Below are 15709 nucleotides of genomic sequence, written 5' to 3'. Positions count from 1 at the left end.
GCAGAGATGGAGCACCGTCAGTGGAGGACGCCGTCGCGGGCGTGCTGCGACAGTGGCACCAGGCCTACCCCGACCTGGACCCCGAACCGATCGCCGTGCTCGGCCGGATCAACCGCATCGCCGCCCTGCTGCAGCAGGGCCGAACCGGACCGCTGCCCCACGAAGGCCTCACCCGATCCGAGTTCGACATCCTCGGCGCCCTGCGCCGTACCGACCGCGAGCTGACCCCGTCCCAACTGGCCAGGGAGACCTTCGCCTCGGGCGCCGCAGTCACCAAGCGCCTGCGGCAACTGGAGGAACGCGGCCTGGTCGCCCGCCGCGCCGACGACCGCGACCGCCGTGTCTCCCACCTCTCCCTCACCACCGCGGGAAGAGAGCTGGTCGACCGGGTCTACCCCGACCTCCTCGCCTACGACCGCACCCTGCTCTCCGGCCTCACCTCCAGCGAACGCGAGGACCTGTCCAGGGACCTCGGCCGCCTGCTGCTCGTCCTGGAGGGCAGCAGCGGTCGCACTCAGCTCTGACTCCGCTCCGATTCTGCGAACGCGCCCGTTCGTCGAGCCCCGACCGGAGGCCGGTCGAGCGGCGGCCCGATTCCGACCGGTCCCTACCGGTCCGGCTCCGGTCCGGCTCCTGTCCGGCTCCGGTCCGGCTCCGGTCCGGCTCCGGTCCGGCTCCGGTCCGGCTCCTGATTGAGTCCGGCGGGGCCGGGCAGACGCGGCACGACACGGAGCAACGGAGCAAGCGAAAGGACGTGGACCATGCTGCTGCTCGGACTCCTCCTGTTCGCCGCGTCCGGCGCCTTCGCCGGGCTGCTGATCGCCGACAACCTGGGCGGCGGGCCCGAGACGGGTGTCACGGCGCTCGGCCACAACATCGGCAACGTCAACACCCTCGGCGCGTTCCTCGCCGGAATCGCCCTGACGCTGATGGCCTGCGCCGGCATCGCCCTGATGAGCGCCGGCCTGCGCTGGCACCGCCGCCGCCGCGCCGAGCGGGTCGTCGCGGACGAGCACACGGCCGTCGACCCCACCGTCGACCCCACCGCCGGCTCGACCGCCGACCCGACGCGCACCGCACAGCGGCCGCCCAGCCACCCGCGCCACCGTTTCACCCACTGACGACCTCCTGAAGGGATACCCCCCATGAGTGACGCCTCCGACAGGATCAAGCACCGGGCCGAGGAAGCCGTCGGCGCCGCCAAGGAGAAGACCGGCGCCGCCACCGGCAACGAACGCCTGGAGGACGAGGGCCGCGGCGACCAGGCCGAAGCCCAGGCCAAGCAGACCGCCGACCACGCGAAGGACAAGCTCAAGGAGGGCGTCGACAAGCTCAAGGGCGCCTTCAAACGCTGACCGGCCCACGCCCCCACCACCGGGCCCCGCCCCGCCGAACGCGCCGAGGGCGGGGCCCGGTCGGCAGTGCGGACGCAGGCCTGACTGCCGCAGCGGCCGTCGGCGCGCCTGACCGCCGGGCGCGCAGCGACACGACTCTCGCGCGCCCGGCGCACGCAACAGCCAAGAATGCGCCCCCTACGCCACCCGCCGCCGATCGCGCCGCGACGCACGTCCCTCAGCGTCCCTCAGCCGACACCCGGACCGCCGCCCGCCGGGCGCAGCTCGCGGAAGACCGCCCAGCCCACCGACAGCACCGGCACCGCGACCGCCGCGCCCACGATGCCGCCGAGGGTGCCGCCGGCGGCGACTGCGAGGGCGACGGCGACGGGGTGCAGGCGGACGGCCCAGCTCATCACGAGCGGGTGCAGGACGTGGCCCTCCAGTTGGCCGATCACCACGATGAGGGCGAGCACGACCAGGGCGGTGACCGGGCCCCGGGTCGCGAGGGCCACCAGCGAGGCGATCGCCAGCGCGATCGGGGAGCCGATCAGCGGGACCAGGGCCGCCACGAATTCCAGGCAGGCCAGCGGAACGGCGAGCGGCACGCCGAGCGCGGCCAGGACGACGCCGACCACGACGGCGTTGGTCCCCGCGACCAGGAACAGGCCACGGGTGTAGCCGGCGAAGGCGTGCCAGGCCGCGCGGCCGGCCCGCTGCCACAGGATGCTGGGTCGGGCGGGCAGCAGGGAGGTTCCCCAGCCCCACATCCGTTCGCCGGAGTGTGTGAAGAACACCGCGCAGAACAGCGCGAGCGCGGCGGCGGCCACCGCCTCGACCACCAGGCCGGCGCCGGTGACGGCGGTGGACAGCACGGTCTGCCGGTGGGTGCTGAGCAACTGGCCGAGGCGGTGGCGCAGGTCGCCGAGGGTGCCGGCCCGGGCGTGGAACGGCGAGCCCTCCAGCCAGTGTTCGAGCCGGTCGAGTCCGCCGCGCACCTGTCCGCCGAGCTCTCCGGTCTGGGACTGGATGACCACCGCGATCAGTGTTCCCAGCCCGGCGAGCAGCACCAGCGAGCCCAGGACGGTGAGCAGCACGGCGAGCACGCGCGGCATCCGGCGGGCCAGCAGGTCGACGGGCGGCCGGAGCACGGCGGTCACGACCAGCGCGACGAACACCGCCACCACCGGCAGCAGCAGTCGGCTGACGATCAGGTAACCGGCGTACCCGGTGACCGCGACGGCGAGCAGCCGCCACGCCCGCCCGGCGAGCCAGTCCAGCCCGGTCCGCCGCACCGGAGCGGCCGGGCCGCGCACCGTCGCGTCGGGCCGCCGCGCCGGACGGCTGCCGAGCGGTGCACGAACCCTGTCCTCGTCCCGCCCGCCCGCACGTCCGGACATCGCGACCCCAGCCTCCCGCCGTCCCGTCTGCCCACCCCGCGCCACCGCCACCGGGCGTCTCCGCCGAAGCACATTCCACCCCCGCCCGCCCGGCCCGCACCGCCGCCCCGCCGACATCCCGCCCCGTTTTCCCGCGCATGCAGGACACGCCGCTCCCCCGAGCGCCTCCCAAATCTCCCGCTCCGGGCGGCGCCGGAGGGGCGTGGCACCGCACGCGTCACCGGCAGCCCCGGCGTCCGTCACGCCCGCGCGTGCGCGCCGCCCGGCGACCTCCACGCCGTCCGACCCCAAGTGCCGTGGCGCGCAACCTCGTTCGAAGCGGATCGGCTCTACTCCCGACCACGCGGCCGGCGACCCCGCTCGACTCGCCAACTCCTGGCCGGCCTCGTGGAGTTCATCACCTCGGCGGGCCGCCCTCACCCTCCGTGCCGTATCGACCGCCGGCCGTGCACGGTTTCCATGTCCCACTGCCGGGCAGACGCGAGGGACCATGGAGGTGGAAACGCGCGTCAGAAGGAGGTGGACACCATGGGGCGGCTCAGCGTTCCGGTGATCTGCGGACTCTCCGGCGATCTGGCCATTCCCGCCCTGCAGGTGGTCGCACTGCTGCGGGCACTGCCCGAGGAGTGGCAGGAATGGGCGAACCGCGACGACAACGGGCTCGACCCCGCGACCGCCGCGGCGCTCGCCGACCTCGTCCGCCAACTCGCCGACCAGATCGACCTCGCCTGCATCGAGATCGCCAGCACCAGATGAACTCCATTACCCCGTAGCCGAGTTGAACGATCGGACCGGCCGGACCCCGACCCCTCGGGGCCCGGTCGTTCGTCGGCACCCGCCCCCTGGCAGTCGAAGAACTCCTCGACGTGGCCGCCGAGTTGCCCGCCGAGTCCGCAGCGTCCGGCCGGCCCGCGCGGGAAACCGACCCGCCGGAGATGAAATTGCCGGGCCCCCACGGACGTTGAGCACATCATGACGCAACGACCAACACCTCGCACGCTGTCCGACGAAGCCCTCTCCGACCTGCTCGGTACGCAGCAGTTCGGCACGCTGGCCACCGTCAAGCGCAGTGGCCACCCCCACCTGACCACCATGGTGTACAGCTGGGACGCCGAAGCCCGCACACTTCGGTTCTCGACGACGGCCGACCGGGTCAAGGTCGGGCATCTGCGACGCAACCCGCGTGCGGCGCTTCATGTACAGGGCGGCGACGTGTGGTCCTTCGCCGTCGCCGAGGGCGAGGCCGAGGTCTCCGAGAGCACGACCGTTCCCGGCGACGCAGTCGGGCGGGAGCTGCTGGAGATGATTCCGCAGGCCGCGAGGCCGGACGACGAAGGCGAGCTCCTGGAGCAGCTGGTGGCCGAGCGCCGGGTGGTCATCCGGTTGAAGGTGGACCGTCTGTACGGCACGGCGCTCGACATCGAGAGCTAGGGGCAACGCTGTTCGGTCAAGCGTGGGGGCTGTTCGTCAAGGCCTGTGAACGAGGCAGCGGAGCTGCTGCAGAAGAGGTTTGTCCTCCAACATCACCATTCTCGCGAGCAGAACTTGACGCCCCGCCCCCACACTTGAACCGAACGGCGTTGGTCCTGGAGGTAGCCGCCGTTCGGCGCAACCGCTCCCAGGTCGGGTGACAATGCAGGCTCGTTGGGTGATTCAGTCCCGCATACGGACGAGGCCGGCGGGTCGGGGAGGTTCCGTGCGGTCGTGCCCTGGCCGACGGTAGAGCGCGATGTCGCTTCCGAAGCCGATGACGATGTCACCCGAACTGCTGATCGATACGGCGCGCGGCGAGTTCACGGAAACGGCCATGATCGGTGTCAACCGGTGGAGATCCCAGACCCGCACGGCGTTGTCCCCACCGCTGGTGACTGCCACGGGCTCGCCGTCGAGCATGGTGCACGCCACCGCGTACCCGGCTGCGGCCCGGCCGGAGGAGAGCTGACCGAGATGCCTGGGTCGGCCGGTGCTGAGGTCCCACACCGACTCCGCCGTATCCCGGTGAGCGGTGACGACGAGGAGCCGGCCGTCGAGAGCCATGCACGTCATCGCGGTCACGGCGCCGATGTGAGGCCGCCGGACAAACCCGCCGGACCGGCGAAACGGCCTTCCGGTGCCCAGGTCCCACACCCGCAGGGTGGCGTCATGGCCGGCGGTGACAGCAACGGTGTGGCCGTCCAGCTGTGCACACGACACCGCGTGCACCGCGGCGGTGTGCCCGGTCAGAGGGCGGCCTACGGCGCTTTGGGCATCCAGGTCCCACACGCGCACCGTCCCGTCCCATCCGCCGATGACAGCGACAGGGCGGCCGTCGACCTGTGTGCAGGCCAGCGAGCACACTCGACTGATGGTCCAGTCGAGGGGCTGGGGGATGCACTCCCTGGTGCCCAGGTCCCAGACCTGCATCGATTGGTCGTTGCCGGCGGAGACGACGACGGGCCGGCCGTCGAGCTGTGTGCACGCCACCGTGCTGACGCCACCGAAGTGGGCCTTGAGGGGCCTGCTGAGGGGCGCACCCGTGTCCAGGTCCCAGATCCGTATTCTCCCGTCCACGCTGCCCGTGACAGCGACAGGGCGGCCGTCGAGCCGTGTACAGACCGACGCCTTGACGTGGCTGACGTGGCCGGCGGCAGGCCGACCGACGGGTTGCACGGTATCCAGGTCCCAGATCCGCACGGCCTCCTCCCTGCCGCCGGTGACGGCAATGGGGCGCCCGTCCAGGACGGTGCACGCCACCGCCTCCACGGCTCCGGTATGACCGATGAGGGGTTCGCCGACGGGCCGGCCGTCGGCCAGGTCCCAGATCCGCACCGTACCGTCCCCGCCGCCGGTGACGGCCACGGGGCGCCCGTCCAGGACAGTGCACGCCACCGCGTCCACGGGTTCGGTGTGACCGGTCAGGGGCTCGCCAAGGGGTCGGCCGGTGGTCAGATCGCGCACCCGCACCGTGTAGTCGTCACCGCCGGTGACGGCGATCGGGCGGCCATTGAGCCGCGTGCACGCCACTGCGTTCACGATGTGGCCGCGCCCACTGTCGGTGTGGCCAGTGAGGGGTGTGCCGACGGGTTCGCCGTTGGCCAGGTCCCAGATCCGCATCGTCTTCTCACCAGCGCTGGTGATGGCGACGGTGTGCCCGTCCAGGACAGTGCACGCCACCGCCTTCACGGCTCCGGTATGACCGATGAGGGGTTCGCCGACAGGTCGGCCGTCGGCCAGGTCCCAGATCCGCACCGTACCGTCCCCGCCGCCGGTGACGGCCACGGGGCGCCCGTCCAGGACAGTGCACGCCACCGCGTCCACGGTGTAACGGTGGCCGGTGAGGACATCGCGAAGGGCAGGGTCGAAGGTACTGCCGGTGGCCCACCGGGGAGCCCATTCGTCCGGCGGGATGCGGCGCACGAGGACACGATGCAGGTCATGAGCTCCGGCACGGGCGGCATCCAGAGCGAGGATCTGGCGGCGTTGCTGCGGAGCAGCGTTGTGGTGGAGGTGGATCCTGGTGCGGTAGACCGCGGCGGTCAGCAGGGCGGCCTCGCTGCGGGCCTGGTGGAGGTGGGGGGTCAGGCCGCGGGGATGAGCGTGGACGAGGTACTCGGCATCGGCGAGAATGTGGTCGAGCATGCCGGCCCGGGCGGCGTGGTGGGCACGATGGGCGACGGCGTACGGGTGGGAGCGGGACCAGTCGCGGGTGGCGTCGGCACTGTAAGGCACGCAGTCGGCCAGGACCCTCGTGCAGGCGGCGTGCACGGCCTCGGGGTCGACGCCGTCGCGAAGGTGCTCAGCCATCGCTTCGTGGTAGAGCCGGTAGGCGGAGCGTCCGTTCTCGGTGGCCTCCACGACATAGGAGCCGGCCTGTTTGCGCAGCCACACGATGTCGTCATCGATGTAGGGGCGGCCGGAGATGGCGGTGGCAAGGGGCGCCCAGAGGTCCTCCCAGGGCAGACCCTGCCCCTGGGCCCAGGCGAGGGGGCGCAGAAGGTCCGTGGCGCGCTGGGCGTGGGGGCCGAGGCGCTGCCGGAGGTCTTCTCGCATGGCATCGCCCGCGTGGCGGGGCAGGGAGGCACGCCAGTGGGGATCCGTGGGGTCGGGGATGGCGGGTGCGGCGGCGAGGGTGCCGGCGGTGATGCGGGCGATCAGGAAGGAATTCCCGGCGGCTCGGGCAACGGCTTGAGCGACGGGCCGTGCGGCGTCGGGCAGGTCGCGGTAGGGGGAGGTGCGGCGGGCCTCCATGAGGGTGCGGACCGTGTACGCGGTCAGGGCCTGCGGGTCGGCCCAGCGTTCGCTGTCGAGGTCGACGATCTGCCTGTCCGTGACGTCGAGGCGGGGCAGGAGGTAGGGGCGGGTGCCGAGCAGCAGGCGGATGCGGCCGCGGGAGCCCTGGATGAGCGGGCGCAGAAGGTCGGCGCAGAGCGTGTCAGGGGTGGCGGCCTCGTCGAGGGCATCGATGAGGACGGTCAACGGCCGCGGGCGATGGTCGAGTGCGTCGAGGAGCTCACCGACCGTGGTGGCGCGGGTGCGAGCGGCGGCGGCGAGCGCGTCCAGGACATCGGTGTCGCTCAGCCGCTGGGCGTAGATCGCGGCGTCGACGGCGCCGGCCCCGACCAGGTCCGCAGGCAGGCGGAGGGCGTGGGAGGGGACGGTGCGGCGGCGTTCGGGGTGGCTGAGGGTGGCGATGAGGCCGAGGACGGCGGTCTTGCCCGATCCCGGTCCTGCGGTCACCACTCGGCACGCGGCCGTGCTGCCACCTTCCGGGGTGCTGAGCCAGGCGGCAAGGTCTGTGAGGGCGGCGTGGCGGCCGCTGAACCACCACCCCGGCTCCGTGGCCGCATCGCCCGGAGCTTCCTGGTAGCCCATGGCACGTACCAGTAGTCGGGTGACGAGTTCGGTCTCTCGACGCCGGTCCTGCTCGTCGAGGGCGGCTTCCTGCTGTGCTGCGAGGTCGATCGCGTTCAGGCGCACGTCGTGGCGGGGGTTGGGGAAGAACGCGGGTGCCTCACCGTCCAGGCCGACCATGTTCAGGCTGATCCGTTGGTGCCCGGGTCGCTTCCCGGAGCCGTTCATGTGCTGCACGATCGCGTTCACCGAAAGCGTGCCGGGGCCGTGGCCGGCCACCTCCGGGCCGTTCACCGCGTCCTCCAACAGCGTGGGGAACAGCCCAGCCAGTGCCCGCTGGTGCGGCAGGGCGGAGGACATGATGACCAACCCCGACCCGGGACTCCTGCTCCAGGTCGGCCCGAGACGCTCCAGTGCCGAGGCTGTGAGCTGATTGCCGCCCTGGCCGACGTAGCAGGCATCCAGCATCAGCAGGACCCGCCGGATCCGGGTGCCGAGCAGCATCGCCCGCGTCAGATCCGCCGTCGGCAGCGCGGTGTACGCGAGCCGGTCGGGGTCGGCGTCGGCGGCGAGCAGGACATGCTTCTCGCCTTCGTCCAGGATTTCGCCGTGGCAGGACACGTACACCGCCAGCAGATCGTCCTCCCGGCGTTCCGGTGCGGTGCAGAACTCGTTGAGGGCATCGGTCAGCTGCCGTCCGGTCGGATTCGCCGGAACGCCGTCGTGCCGGTGGTAGCCGAGGCCGGTGAACAGCGAGGCCACCCTCTCCCGTGCCGCCGGTAGCTCCGGCCGGTTCCAGCGCAGGTTGTTCGGATACTCCGCAACCACCGCGGTGATCAGGTACCGGCGCGGCCCGTTGGCCGTGCTGCCCGCACCATTCACCCGAGGCCCTCGGCGATCGCCCTCCCGCACAGCGCATCCGTCAGGTACGAGGTCGCGTCGTGCGCGTGCGTGCCGTTGGACAGCAGCGCCGAGTGCAGCCGCTCTCCGAACAGCGGGCGCAGGTCCTTCACCAGCGCCACCACGTCCCCGGTGCCGGCCAGGTTCGTCCACACCAGCTGATCGCTGCCCGGCCACGCCCCGCGCAGCTGCCTGCCCGTCCCGGCGGGGGCCGGCTGGAGGCGGTCGAAGACCAGGTTGCGGATGCCCAGCGGCGAGCCGATCGTCACCAGCGCCCGCACCTTGTGACCGGGCAGCGCGCACAGCGCCTCGTAGGCCACCACCGAGCCGAGTGAGTGCGCGACCACCACCTGGGTGTCCTCTCCGATCTGCGCCGCCACCCGGGTGCGGGCCTGCTCACGCACCTGTTGGACCGTCAGGTAGGCACGGACCTGCTTGAGGTCCGCAACCACCGTCCGCAGCGCCAGGTTCGCGAAGAACTTCGACCCGGACAGGGCCCTCAGTGCGGCCTGCACCGACTGCGGGGTGGCCGGCATCGTGCCGTCGGCGTCCGGTGCCACAACCCCTGGGTCCACCTCCGAGGCTGCCCGCCACCACGCGGCCAGCAGCTCCCTCTCGAAGCCGTCCTCCACATCCCGGGCCGTGTAGGGCGGGATGTCGTCGGAGAGGTACTGGCCGGCCGGGCGGAACAGGTCCCCGTAGAAGCCCACCGCCACGTCCGACTCCGCGACCGACCCCCCGGCACCGGCACGGCGCAGCCCGTCGCTCAACGCGGGCCACCACACGGACCGCAGCCGGTCCTCCCCGTGAACCTGCTGCCCCACCCCGTGCACACACACCACCCGGGCCATGAGCACCCACCCCACCCGAAGAACAAGAACGGACCGCCGACAGTTCCACACCTACCAGCAACCCACTTCCCCCAGCAGTGGAATCCCTACACTGGCAACCCGGGAACCCGGGCACGAGGACGGCCGGGCGGGCCCGGATCGCGAGCCGGCGAGTTCCGGGCCGCGCCGGGCGTCCGTGAGCGGAAGGCTGGGCCATGCGGAAACTGATCTACGGCATGAACCTGACCCTGGACGGCTACACCGCCGCCGCCGGCGACGACATCGGCTGGAGCGGGCCGCCGAGCCCCGAGCTGTTCCAGTGGTGGCTCGACCACGAGCGGGCGAGTGGCCTGTCGCTGTACGGGCGGAAGCTGTGGGAGACGATGAGCTCCTACTGGCCGACCGGCGACCGGCGGCCCGACGCCACCCCGGCGGAGATCGCGTTCGCACGGAACTGGCGGGACACGCCGAAGGTGGTGTTCTCCTCGACGATCGACGAGGTCGGCTGGAACGCCCGCCTGGTCACCGGCGACGCGATCGCCGAGATCACCCGACTCAAGGCCGAGGGGGACGGCAGCCCGATGACCATCGGCGGCGCGACGCTGGCCGGGGCGGCCATGCGTGCCGGGCTGATCGACGAGTACGTGATCGCCACGCATCCGGTCCTGGTGGGCGGCGGCACGCCGTTCTTCACCGTGCTGGACAGCTGGGTGAGCCTCAACCTGCTGGAGACGCGGACATTCCCCGGCGGCGTGGTCCTGACCAGGTACGAGACCAGGCGCTGATCAGCCTCCCGACGCATCCCCCGGATCTCCCGGATCTCCCGGATCTCCCGGGGTGAGCGCCGCGAGCTACCGCAGGGCCTGCAGAACGAGCGACTTGATCTGCTGCCAGTGGCGCAGGTGCAGGCGCGACGGCGCGTGGGTCAGGAACACCATGCCCAGGTCCTCCGCCGGGTCGGCCCACCAGAACGCGCCGGAGGCTCCCGGCCAGGTGACCTCGCCGGCGGAGCCGGGTGTCGTGCCCCGCCGCCCGTCGCGCGGAGGACGGCCAACCCGAGGCCGAAGCCGTGGCCGGTGTGCCAGCCGGGGCGTTCGAGCAGCCGGGTGTCGGCGCCGGGTTCCAGCACGTCGCCGAGCATGAGCTCGACGGTCTTGCGTCCCCAGCACCCGTCCCCCGTCGCTGTCGCCCTTGGCCAGCAGCATCCGGACGAAGGCGAGGTAGTCGCCGCCGGTGCCGATCAGCCCGGCGCCGCCGGATTCGAAGCGGGCGTGGCCGAGGTCGGGCAGCTGCTGGGGCGCACCGGTCAGCGGGTCGCGCGCCGACGGCACGGCGAAGCGGTCCGCGTCCGGTCCTGGGGCGCCGAAGCGGGTGTCGGTCATGCCGAGCGGGGCGAACAGCCGCCGCGCCAGAAAGGCGCCCAGGGTGTCGGCGGTGAGGGATTCCACGATCTGCCCGAGCAGGTCGAACCCGAGGCCGCAGTGCCACTGGGTGCCGAGGTCGGTGAGCAGCGGGAGCGCGGCGAGGCGCGCAACGAACTCCGGGCCGTCGAGCGCTGTCATGCCGTCGCCGACCGCTTCGGCGTAACGCGCGTGCAGCGCGGTCCGGCCGAGCAGGCCCTCGGGGATGCCGGCGGTGTGGCGCATCAGGTCGAGGACGGTGGGTTCGCGTGCCGCCGGGCGTTCCGCGAGCGTCTGTGGTCCGCGACCCGGCGGTCCCGGAACTGCGGCAGGTGGTCGCCGACGGCCTCTTCGAGGATCAACTCCCCGCTCTCGACGAGCAGGAGAGCCCCGGCGGCGGTGAGGGGCTTGGTCATGGACGCCGGCCAGCACAGGGTGTCGGTCGTCATCGGCGCCCCGGTCCGTGGGTCCCGCGTCCCGAACGCGTCGAGCCGCACCGGCGCGTCCCCTCGGACGATGCCCAGCACTGCCCCGGGCAGCCGCCGGGCGGCGATCTCCGCCTCTATGAAGGCGTCGAGACGGGCGAGACGTTCGGCATCGAAACCGGCTTCGCGGGGACCGGTTCGTCGCGTCAAGCGGTCATTCAACTACGCCTGGCGGCAAGGATGGTGGCCGATCCGACGGTGCGCGCACCGACCTGCGGCAGATTCCCCGGAAGGCGTGTGCGAACCGGCTCGCTCGGCTAGCGTTCGAGGGGTTCGGGCACGGCGTACGGCCGACGGGATCGAAGGCAGGGGATCATGGACCTGGGTGTGTACGGGCTGAGCGCCAAGGCGACGCTGGGGCCGGCCGAGACGGCGCAACTTGCCCGGCGGGCCGAGGAGTTGGGCTACCGGTCGTGGTGGGTCGGCGACCATGTGGTGCTGCCCAGCCCGCGGGTGCCCGATTCGCCGATGGCGCCCACCGATCCGATCCTCGATCCGCTGGTGCACCTGTCCTTCGTGGCGGCGCTGACCGAACACCTCGAACTGGGCACCGGGATCCTGATCCTGCCGCAGCGCAACCCGGTGGTGCTGGCCAAGCAGGCCGCCAGCCTCGACGTCCTCTCCGGCGGCCGGCTGCTCCTCGGCGTCGCCCCCGGCTACCTGGAACCGGAGCTGGCCGCGGTGGGCGTCCGGCTCGCCGAACGCGCCGGGCGCACCGACGAATACCTGGACGCCATGCGGCAGTTGTGGACCTCACCCGAACCCGAGTTCCACGGCCGCTACACCGACTTCGCCCACGTCGACGCGCACCCGCGCCCCGTCCGACCGGACGGCCCGCGGATCATGATCGGCGGCCACAGCCCGGCCGCCTACCGCCGGGCAGTGGCCAAGGGGCACGGCTGGATCGGCACCGGCCACAGCCCGCAGGACCTGGTCCGCCACCTCGACGGCCTCCGCAAGGCCGAGGCCGAAGTGTCCCGCCCCGCCCAACTGGGCCGCCTCCAGATCAACTTCATGCAGATCGACCCCGTCGAGATCACCCCGGACGACGCCCGCCGCTACGCCGACCTCGGCGTCGACCGTCTGCTCGTCTACCCGCTGCCCTTGGAGAACCCCGCCGACGTCGAAACCTTCCTGGTCCGCCAAGCCGCCCTCCCCCACTGACGGCTGACCGCCGACCACCAGCCGCTGACGGCTGACGGCTGACGGCTGACGGCCCGGAAGCCCCGACGACCTGCGGGTATGCCTGTCGGAGCCCGTCGCTATGCTCCCGCCCATGAGCATGAACGGCGAGTACCTGCGCCTCACCACCGAAGAACTGGCCCGCGCCCTCGAAAACCCGGAGTGGGCCTGGGAGTTCGCCGACGAGGCCCAGGAGCGGGAGGACGAGGAGGAGCCCGCGCCGACCGAGGCGCGGTGCTTCTCCACCTTCCAGGCCTGGAACCTGCTCGACTTCCTGCTGCGGCGGGCGTCCTTCCCGGTCGACGTCGTACACGGCGAGGAGCCGATACCGAACGCCGACGACTGGGGCTACGGCCCGCCGCAGTACCTCACCGCCGACCGCGTGCACCTAGCCGCCGACCGCCTCCACGAACTCACCTACGACGCGCTGATCCGCGGCGTCGACCACACCGAACTCGCCACGGCCGGCGTCTACCCCCGCATCTGGGACTCCCCGACCTCACTGGAGTGGGCCCGAGACACCCTCGCCTCGCTGACGGAGTTCTTCCGCGCCGCCGCCTCCGCCGACCACGCCGTCCTGGTCTGGCTCGACTGACGCCCCGCCCGCACGCGCCTGCCCTTGAGGTACCCGCCCTGGACGTACCCGCTCTGGATGTGCCTGCAGTGCCGGGCCAGTCGGTGCGCCTCGGCCGCGACCTCGGCGTCGATCTCCAAGGCGGCCCTGCCGCCCCCGGAATCGACCATGTCGTACTCCACGTCGAGCTCGGAGAGCCGCACCGCGAGGGGAAGTTCGAACCCGAACCTCTGGTGGACGCGGAACGCGAGCTCCCAGGGCGTCAGTTCACCGGCCTCCACCCGGCCCGCGAGTGCCCGCACGGCGGCTTCCCGGCCGGCCACGCTGTCGGCCGGAGGGACAGTAAGGCCCAACTCCTCGAACACGGCGTGGAGAATCTCGAGCACCTCGTAGTCCGCCTCCGCGCGCGTGCACGCCGCGAGGACCCGCAGCGCCGGGCTGTCCAGTCCGGCCACGAGCGCCTCGCACGCGGCGTCGACCACCGCGCCCGCCCGCACCTCGCCGATGCTCCACAGCGCGGCGTGGTCGTACAGGCGGCGAAGACTGCCGGTTGCTGATCGGGGCGACGACATCCACGTACGATCCCGGCCCGGGACGCCCCGGTCGAGCAGGTTTCCGCACCACGGGAGACACCACCCTCCCAGGCCCGCCCGAACCACCGCCCTCGCCCCGGGCGTCGGCACCGCACTACCGCAGTGCGATCCGCGCCTTCAGGACCGGCCGCAGGCGCTCGACATCGACCACCGTCGAAATGGTGAACGGCACCCGGAACAGTGCGCCGCTGCGGGGCTCGTCCCGGATCTTCCGGGCCAGTTCGGGGGCGATGTCCGGCAGCCCGGCAACGGCCTCGCGAAGCCGTTCCGCGAAGTGGAAGCTGCAGGTCACAGCGTTGCCGTCGATCGCGATCCAGGCCACCGTCCGCACACGGTTGGCCGCCTTGACCAGCCACCCTCCGTCCCGGTACCACGGCCAGGGCGCCTCGACCCCGGCATCCGCCAGCTCACGCATCAACGCGTCCCACCCCTCGTCCGCCGCCCCCAACGCATCGGCGATCAGCTCGCGCGTCGGCTCGACCTCGGGGTCCACGAACGGATTCGCCAAACCGCGAGGCTACGCCCGTGACGGCGGAGGCGGCGGAGGCGGCGGAGGCGGCGGAGGCGGCGGAGGCGGCGCGGGAAAGCGCTTACCGACTCCACCCTCCCCGACCTGCGCGAACAGCGGCCACCGTCCCGGACGCAACGGGAAAACGCTTTCCGCATCCCGTTTCCGCTTCACGGTTTCCGGTGTGACGGGGCGGGCAGGCGCGAGGGTGAGGGGGTGGGACCGCGGACGAAGAGGGTGCTTGATGATGGCGACCGTTCCGGAGCTCGACCTGTTGGAGCAGCTGACGACCGATCACGAGGTGCTGCGGGTGCGCTTCAGTGAGTTGGCGGGTCTGCCGCTGGGCGATCCCCGTCGGGAGCGGCTGGCGTTCCTGACGGCGGACACGTTGGTGCGACACCTGGCAGCGGAGGACGAGTACCTGTACCCGATCGCCCGTCTCGACCGACCGACCGGGGACGACGCGGTGGCGCACGGTATGCAGTCGCATGCGGCGCTGTACGGGCTGGTGCGGGAGCTGGAGGCGACGGCACCCGGTTCGGCCGAGTTCGACCGGTTGTTGGCACGGCTGGTCGAGCAGGCGACGGGGCACTTCGGACAGGAGGAGGCCCAACTGTTCCCGACGGTCCGCGCGCACTCGGCCGCCCCCCGGCTGACGACGCTGGGCGAGCAGGCCCGTGAGACCGAACGGACCGCCTCGACCCACCCCCGCGCCGCCGGACCGCGCGACATGCTGCCGCCGGACGACCTGGTCGCACCCGAGCTGACTTGGCACGAACGGATGCACCGCCGCTTCCGCTTCGGCGACACCCGCGAGGACTGACAACCGTCCCACAGGCAGGGCGCGCCGCGAGGAGCCACCGGCCGATCCGACCGTCAGCCGAGCACGCCCGCCAGCGCCCGCACCAGCGCGTCCTCGAACAGATCGCGCGGCGCCCCGCCAACGCCCCCTCCCCCGCCCCCGCCGGCGAAGAGTGCGGCGATCCGGGGGTGCCCGCCGTCGGCGGCGAGGTGGCGCAGGTAGGCGGTGCGGTGGGCGACGTCGGTGGCGGCCGCGGCGGCCTCGTTCTGCGCGAACAGCGCGGCGAGGCCGCCGAGCAGCGCGAACGCCTCGACCTTGCGGGCCGGTTCGGCGGGGTGGTCGGCCAGCACGGCGAGGACGTGTTCGAGCAGGTCCGCGCCGTGCGGGCCGAGCACGGGGCGACCGATGACCAGGGCGGGCAGCCAGGGGTGGCGGCGCATGATCTGCCGGGCCTGGCGCGCGACGGCGAGCAGGTCGGCCTGCCAGTCACCCCCGGGCGCGGGGAGGTCGTACTCGGCGGCGACGCTGTCGGTCATCAGGTCGAGCAGTTCGTCGCGGGTGGCGACGTACCGGTAGAGCGAGGCCGCGCCGGTGCCGAGCGCGGTGGCGACGCGGCGCATCGAGACGGCGTCCAGGCCTTCACGGTCGGCGAGTTCGACGGCCGCGGCGGTAATCTCGGCCCGGCTGCGTTCGGCCGGGCGTCCGGCCCTGGACTGTTCGGGCCGCAGCCAGATCGGGCCGTCCTGCCGCTGCGTCACATGCGCCTCCGGGGTGGGTGTGGCCACCAGCCTACCTATCGCGTACGGTGTTCGCGAACGGTGTACGCAATCCGGTCGGGCGCAATCCTGCGCACGGCGCGGCGCGGGTTCGG

16 protein-coding genes are annotated in these 15709 nt (G+C 72.5%); 9 read left to right on the top strand and 7 right to left on the bottom strand.

The window, feature by feature from the left end:
* Positions 1-20 precede the first annotated feature (20 nt).
* From AMK19_RS10420 to AMK19_RS10410, 3 genes are all read left to right on the top strand, one after another.
* On the top strand, positions 21-524 hold the full coding sequence (locus AMK19_RS10420) for a MarR family winged helix-turn-helix transcriptional regulator (RefSeq protein ID WP_073810303.1): 504 nt from the start codon (positions 21-23) through the stop codon (positions 522-524).
* A gap of 237 nt (positions 525-761) precedes the next feature.
* On the top strand, positions 762-1121 hold the full coding sequence (locus tag AMK19_RS36475; protein ID WP_198953287.1) for a hypothetical protein: 360 nt from the start codon (positions 762-764) through the stop codon (positions 1119-1121).
* Positions 1122-1145: 24 nt separating this feature from the next.
* Positions 1146-1355: a CsbD family protein gene (locus AMK19_RS10410; RefSeq protein WP_073810301.1), complete on the top strand. Its 210-nt coding sequence runs from the start codon at positions 1146-1148 to the stop codon at positions 1353-1355.
* Positions 1356-1582: 227 nt separating this feature from the next.
* On the opposite strand, the gene AMK19_RS10405 is transcribed toward AMK19_RS10410, so the two are convergent.
* Complete coding sequence (locus AMK19_RS10405; RefSeq protein WP_073810299.1) at positions 1583-2734, bottom strand: AI-2E family transporter; 1152 nt, start codon at positions 2732-2734, stop codon at positions 1583-1585.
* 528 nt (positions 2735-3262) lie between these two features.
* Here AMK19_RS10405 and AMK19_RS10400 point away from each other — a divergent pair.
* Both AMK19_RS10400 and AMK19_RS10395 read left to right on the top strand, forming a co-directional pair.
* Positions 3263-3490, top strand: a complete 228-nt coding sequence (locus tag AMK19_RS10400; protein ID WP_073810297.1) for a DUF6213 family protein — start codon at positions 3263-3265, stop codon at positions 3488-3490.
* Positions 3491-3706: 216 nt separating this feature from the next.
* Entirely contained in the window at positions 3707-4165 is a 459-nt protein-coding gene (locus AMK19_RS10395) for a pyridoxamine 5'-phosphate oxidase family protein (protein ID WP_073810296.1), read from the top strand.
* A gap of 222 nt (positions 4166-4387) precedes the next feature.
* Here AMK19_RS10395 and AMK19_RS38020 read toward each other — a convergent pair whose 3' ends face one another.
* Complete coding sequence (locus AMK19_RS38020) at positions 4388-8392, bottom strand: caspase family protein (protein WP_083646698.1); 4005 nt, start codon at positions 8390-8392, stop codon at positions 4388-4390.
* A gap of 50 nt (positions 8393-8442) precedes the next feature.
* Positions 8443-9180: a hypothetical protein gene (locus AMK19_RS10385; RefSeq protein WP_338015777.1), complete on the bottom strand. Its 738-nt coding sequence runs from the start codon at positions 9178-9180 to the stop codon at positions 8443-8445.
* 329 nt (positions 9181-9509) lie between these two features.
* Between AMK19_RS10385 and AMK19_RS10380 the strand changes: the two genes are divergently transcribed.
* Positions 9510-10079: a dihydrofolate reductase family protein gene (locus AMK19_RS10380; RefSeq protein WP_073810294.1), complete on the top strand. Its 570-nt coding sequence runs from the start codon at positions 9510-9512 to the stop codon at positions 10077-10079.
* Between the two features lie 66 nt (positions 10080-10145).
* Here AMK19_RS10380 and AMK19_RS10375 read toward each other — a convergent pair whose 3' ends face one another.
* Both AMK19_RS10375 and AMK19_RS38015 read right to left on the bottom strand, forming a co-directional pair.
* Positions 10146-10940: a serine hydrolase domain-containing protein gene (locus AMK19_RS10375; RefSeq protein WP_083646636.1), complete on the bottom strand. Its 795-nt coding sequence runs from the start codon at positions 10938-10940 to the stop codon at positions 10146-10148.
* Positions 10940-11329, bottom strand: a complete 390-nt coding sequence (locus AMK19_RS38015) for a serine hydrolase domain-containing protein (RefSeq protein WP_073810291.1) — start codon at positions 11327-11329, stop codon at positions 10940-10942. Before AMK19_RS38015 ends, AMK19_RS10375 begins: the two co-directional genes overlap by 1 nt.
* A 165-nt stretch (positions 11330-11494) precedes the next feature.
* On the opposite strand from AMK19_RS38015, the gene AMK19_RS10365 reads away from it, so the two are divergent.
* Positions 11495-12343 carry an LLM class F420-dependent oxidoreductase gene (locus tag AMK19_RS10365; protein ID WP_073810289.1) on the top strand — a complete coding sequence of 283 codons (849 nt, stop codon included), beginning with the start codon at positions 11495-11497 and terminating at the stop codon, positions 12341-12343.
* A gap of 112 nt (positions 12344-12455) precedes the next feature.
* Entirely contained in the window at positions 12456-12956 is a 501-nt protein-coding gene (locus AMK19_RS10360; protein ID WP_073810847.1) for a YfbM family protein, read from the top strand.
* 666 nt (positions 12957-13622) lie between these two features.
* Here AMK19_RS10360 and AMK19_RS10355 read toward each other — a convergent pair.
* Positions 13623-14021 carry a DUF3788 family protein gene (locus AMK19_RS10355; protein ID WP_073810288.1) on the bottom strand — a complete coding sequence of 133 codons (399 nt, stop codon included), beginning with the start codon at positions 14019-14021 and terminating at the stop codon, positions 13623-13625.
* A gap of 259 nt (positions 14022-14280) precedes the next feature.
* Between AMK19_RS10355 and AMK19_RS10350 the strand changes: the two genes are divergently transcribed.
* Positions 14281-14859, top strand: a complete 579-nt coding sequence (locus tag AMK19_RS10350; RefSeq protein ID WP_073810286.1) for a hemerythrin domain-containing protein — start codon at positions 14281-14283, stop codon at positions 14857-14859.
* A 53-nt stretch (positions 14860-14912) separates the two neighbouring features.
* Here AMK19_RS10350 and AMK19_RS10345 read toward each other — a convergent pair whose 3' ends face one another.
* On the bottom strand, positions 14913-15623 hold the full coding sequence (locus AMK19_RS10345) for a TetR/AcrR family transcriptional regulator (protein ID WP_274536962.1): 711 nt from the start codon (positions 15621-15623) through the stop codon (positions 14913-14915).
* Positions 15624-15709: the final 86 nt, after the last annotated feature.

The organism is Kitasatospora sp. CB01950, assembly GCF_001905465.1.
Lineage (GTDB): Bacteria > Actinomycetota > Actinomycetes > Streptomycetales > Streptomycetaceae > Kitasatospora.
This window is presented reverse-complemented; position numbering and strand designations above follow the sequence as displayed.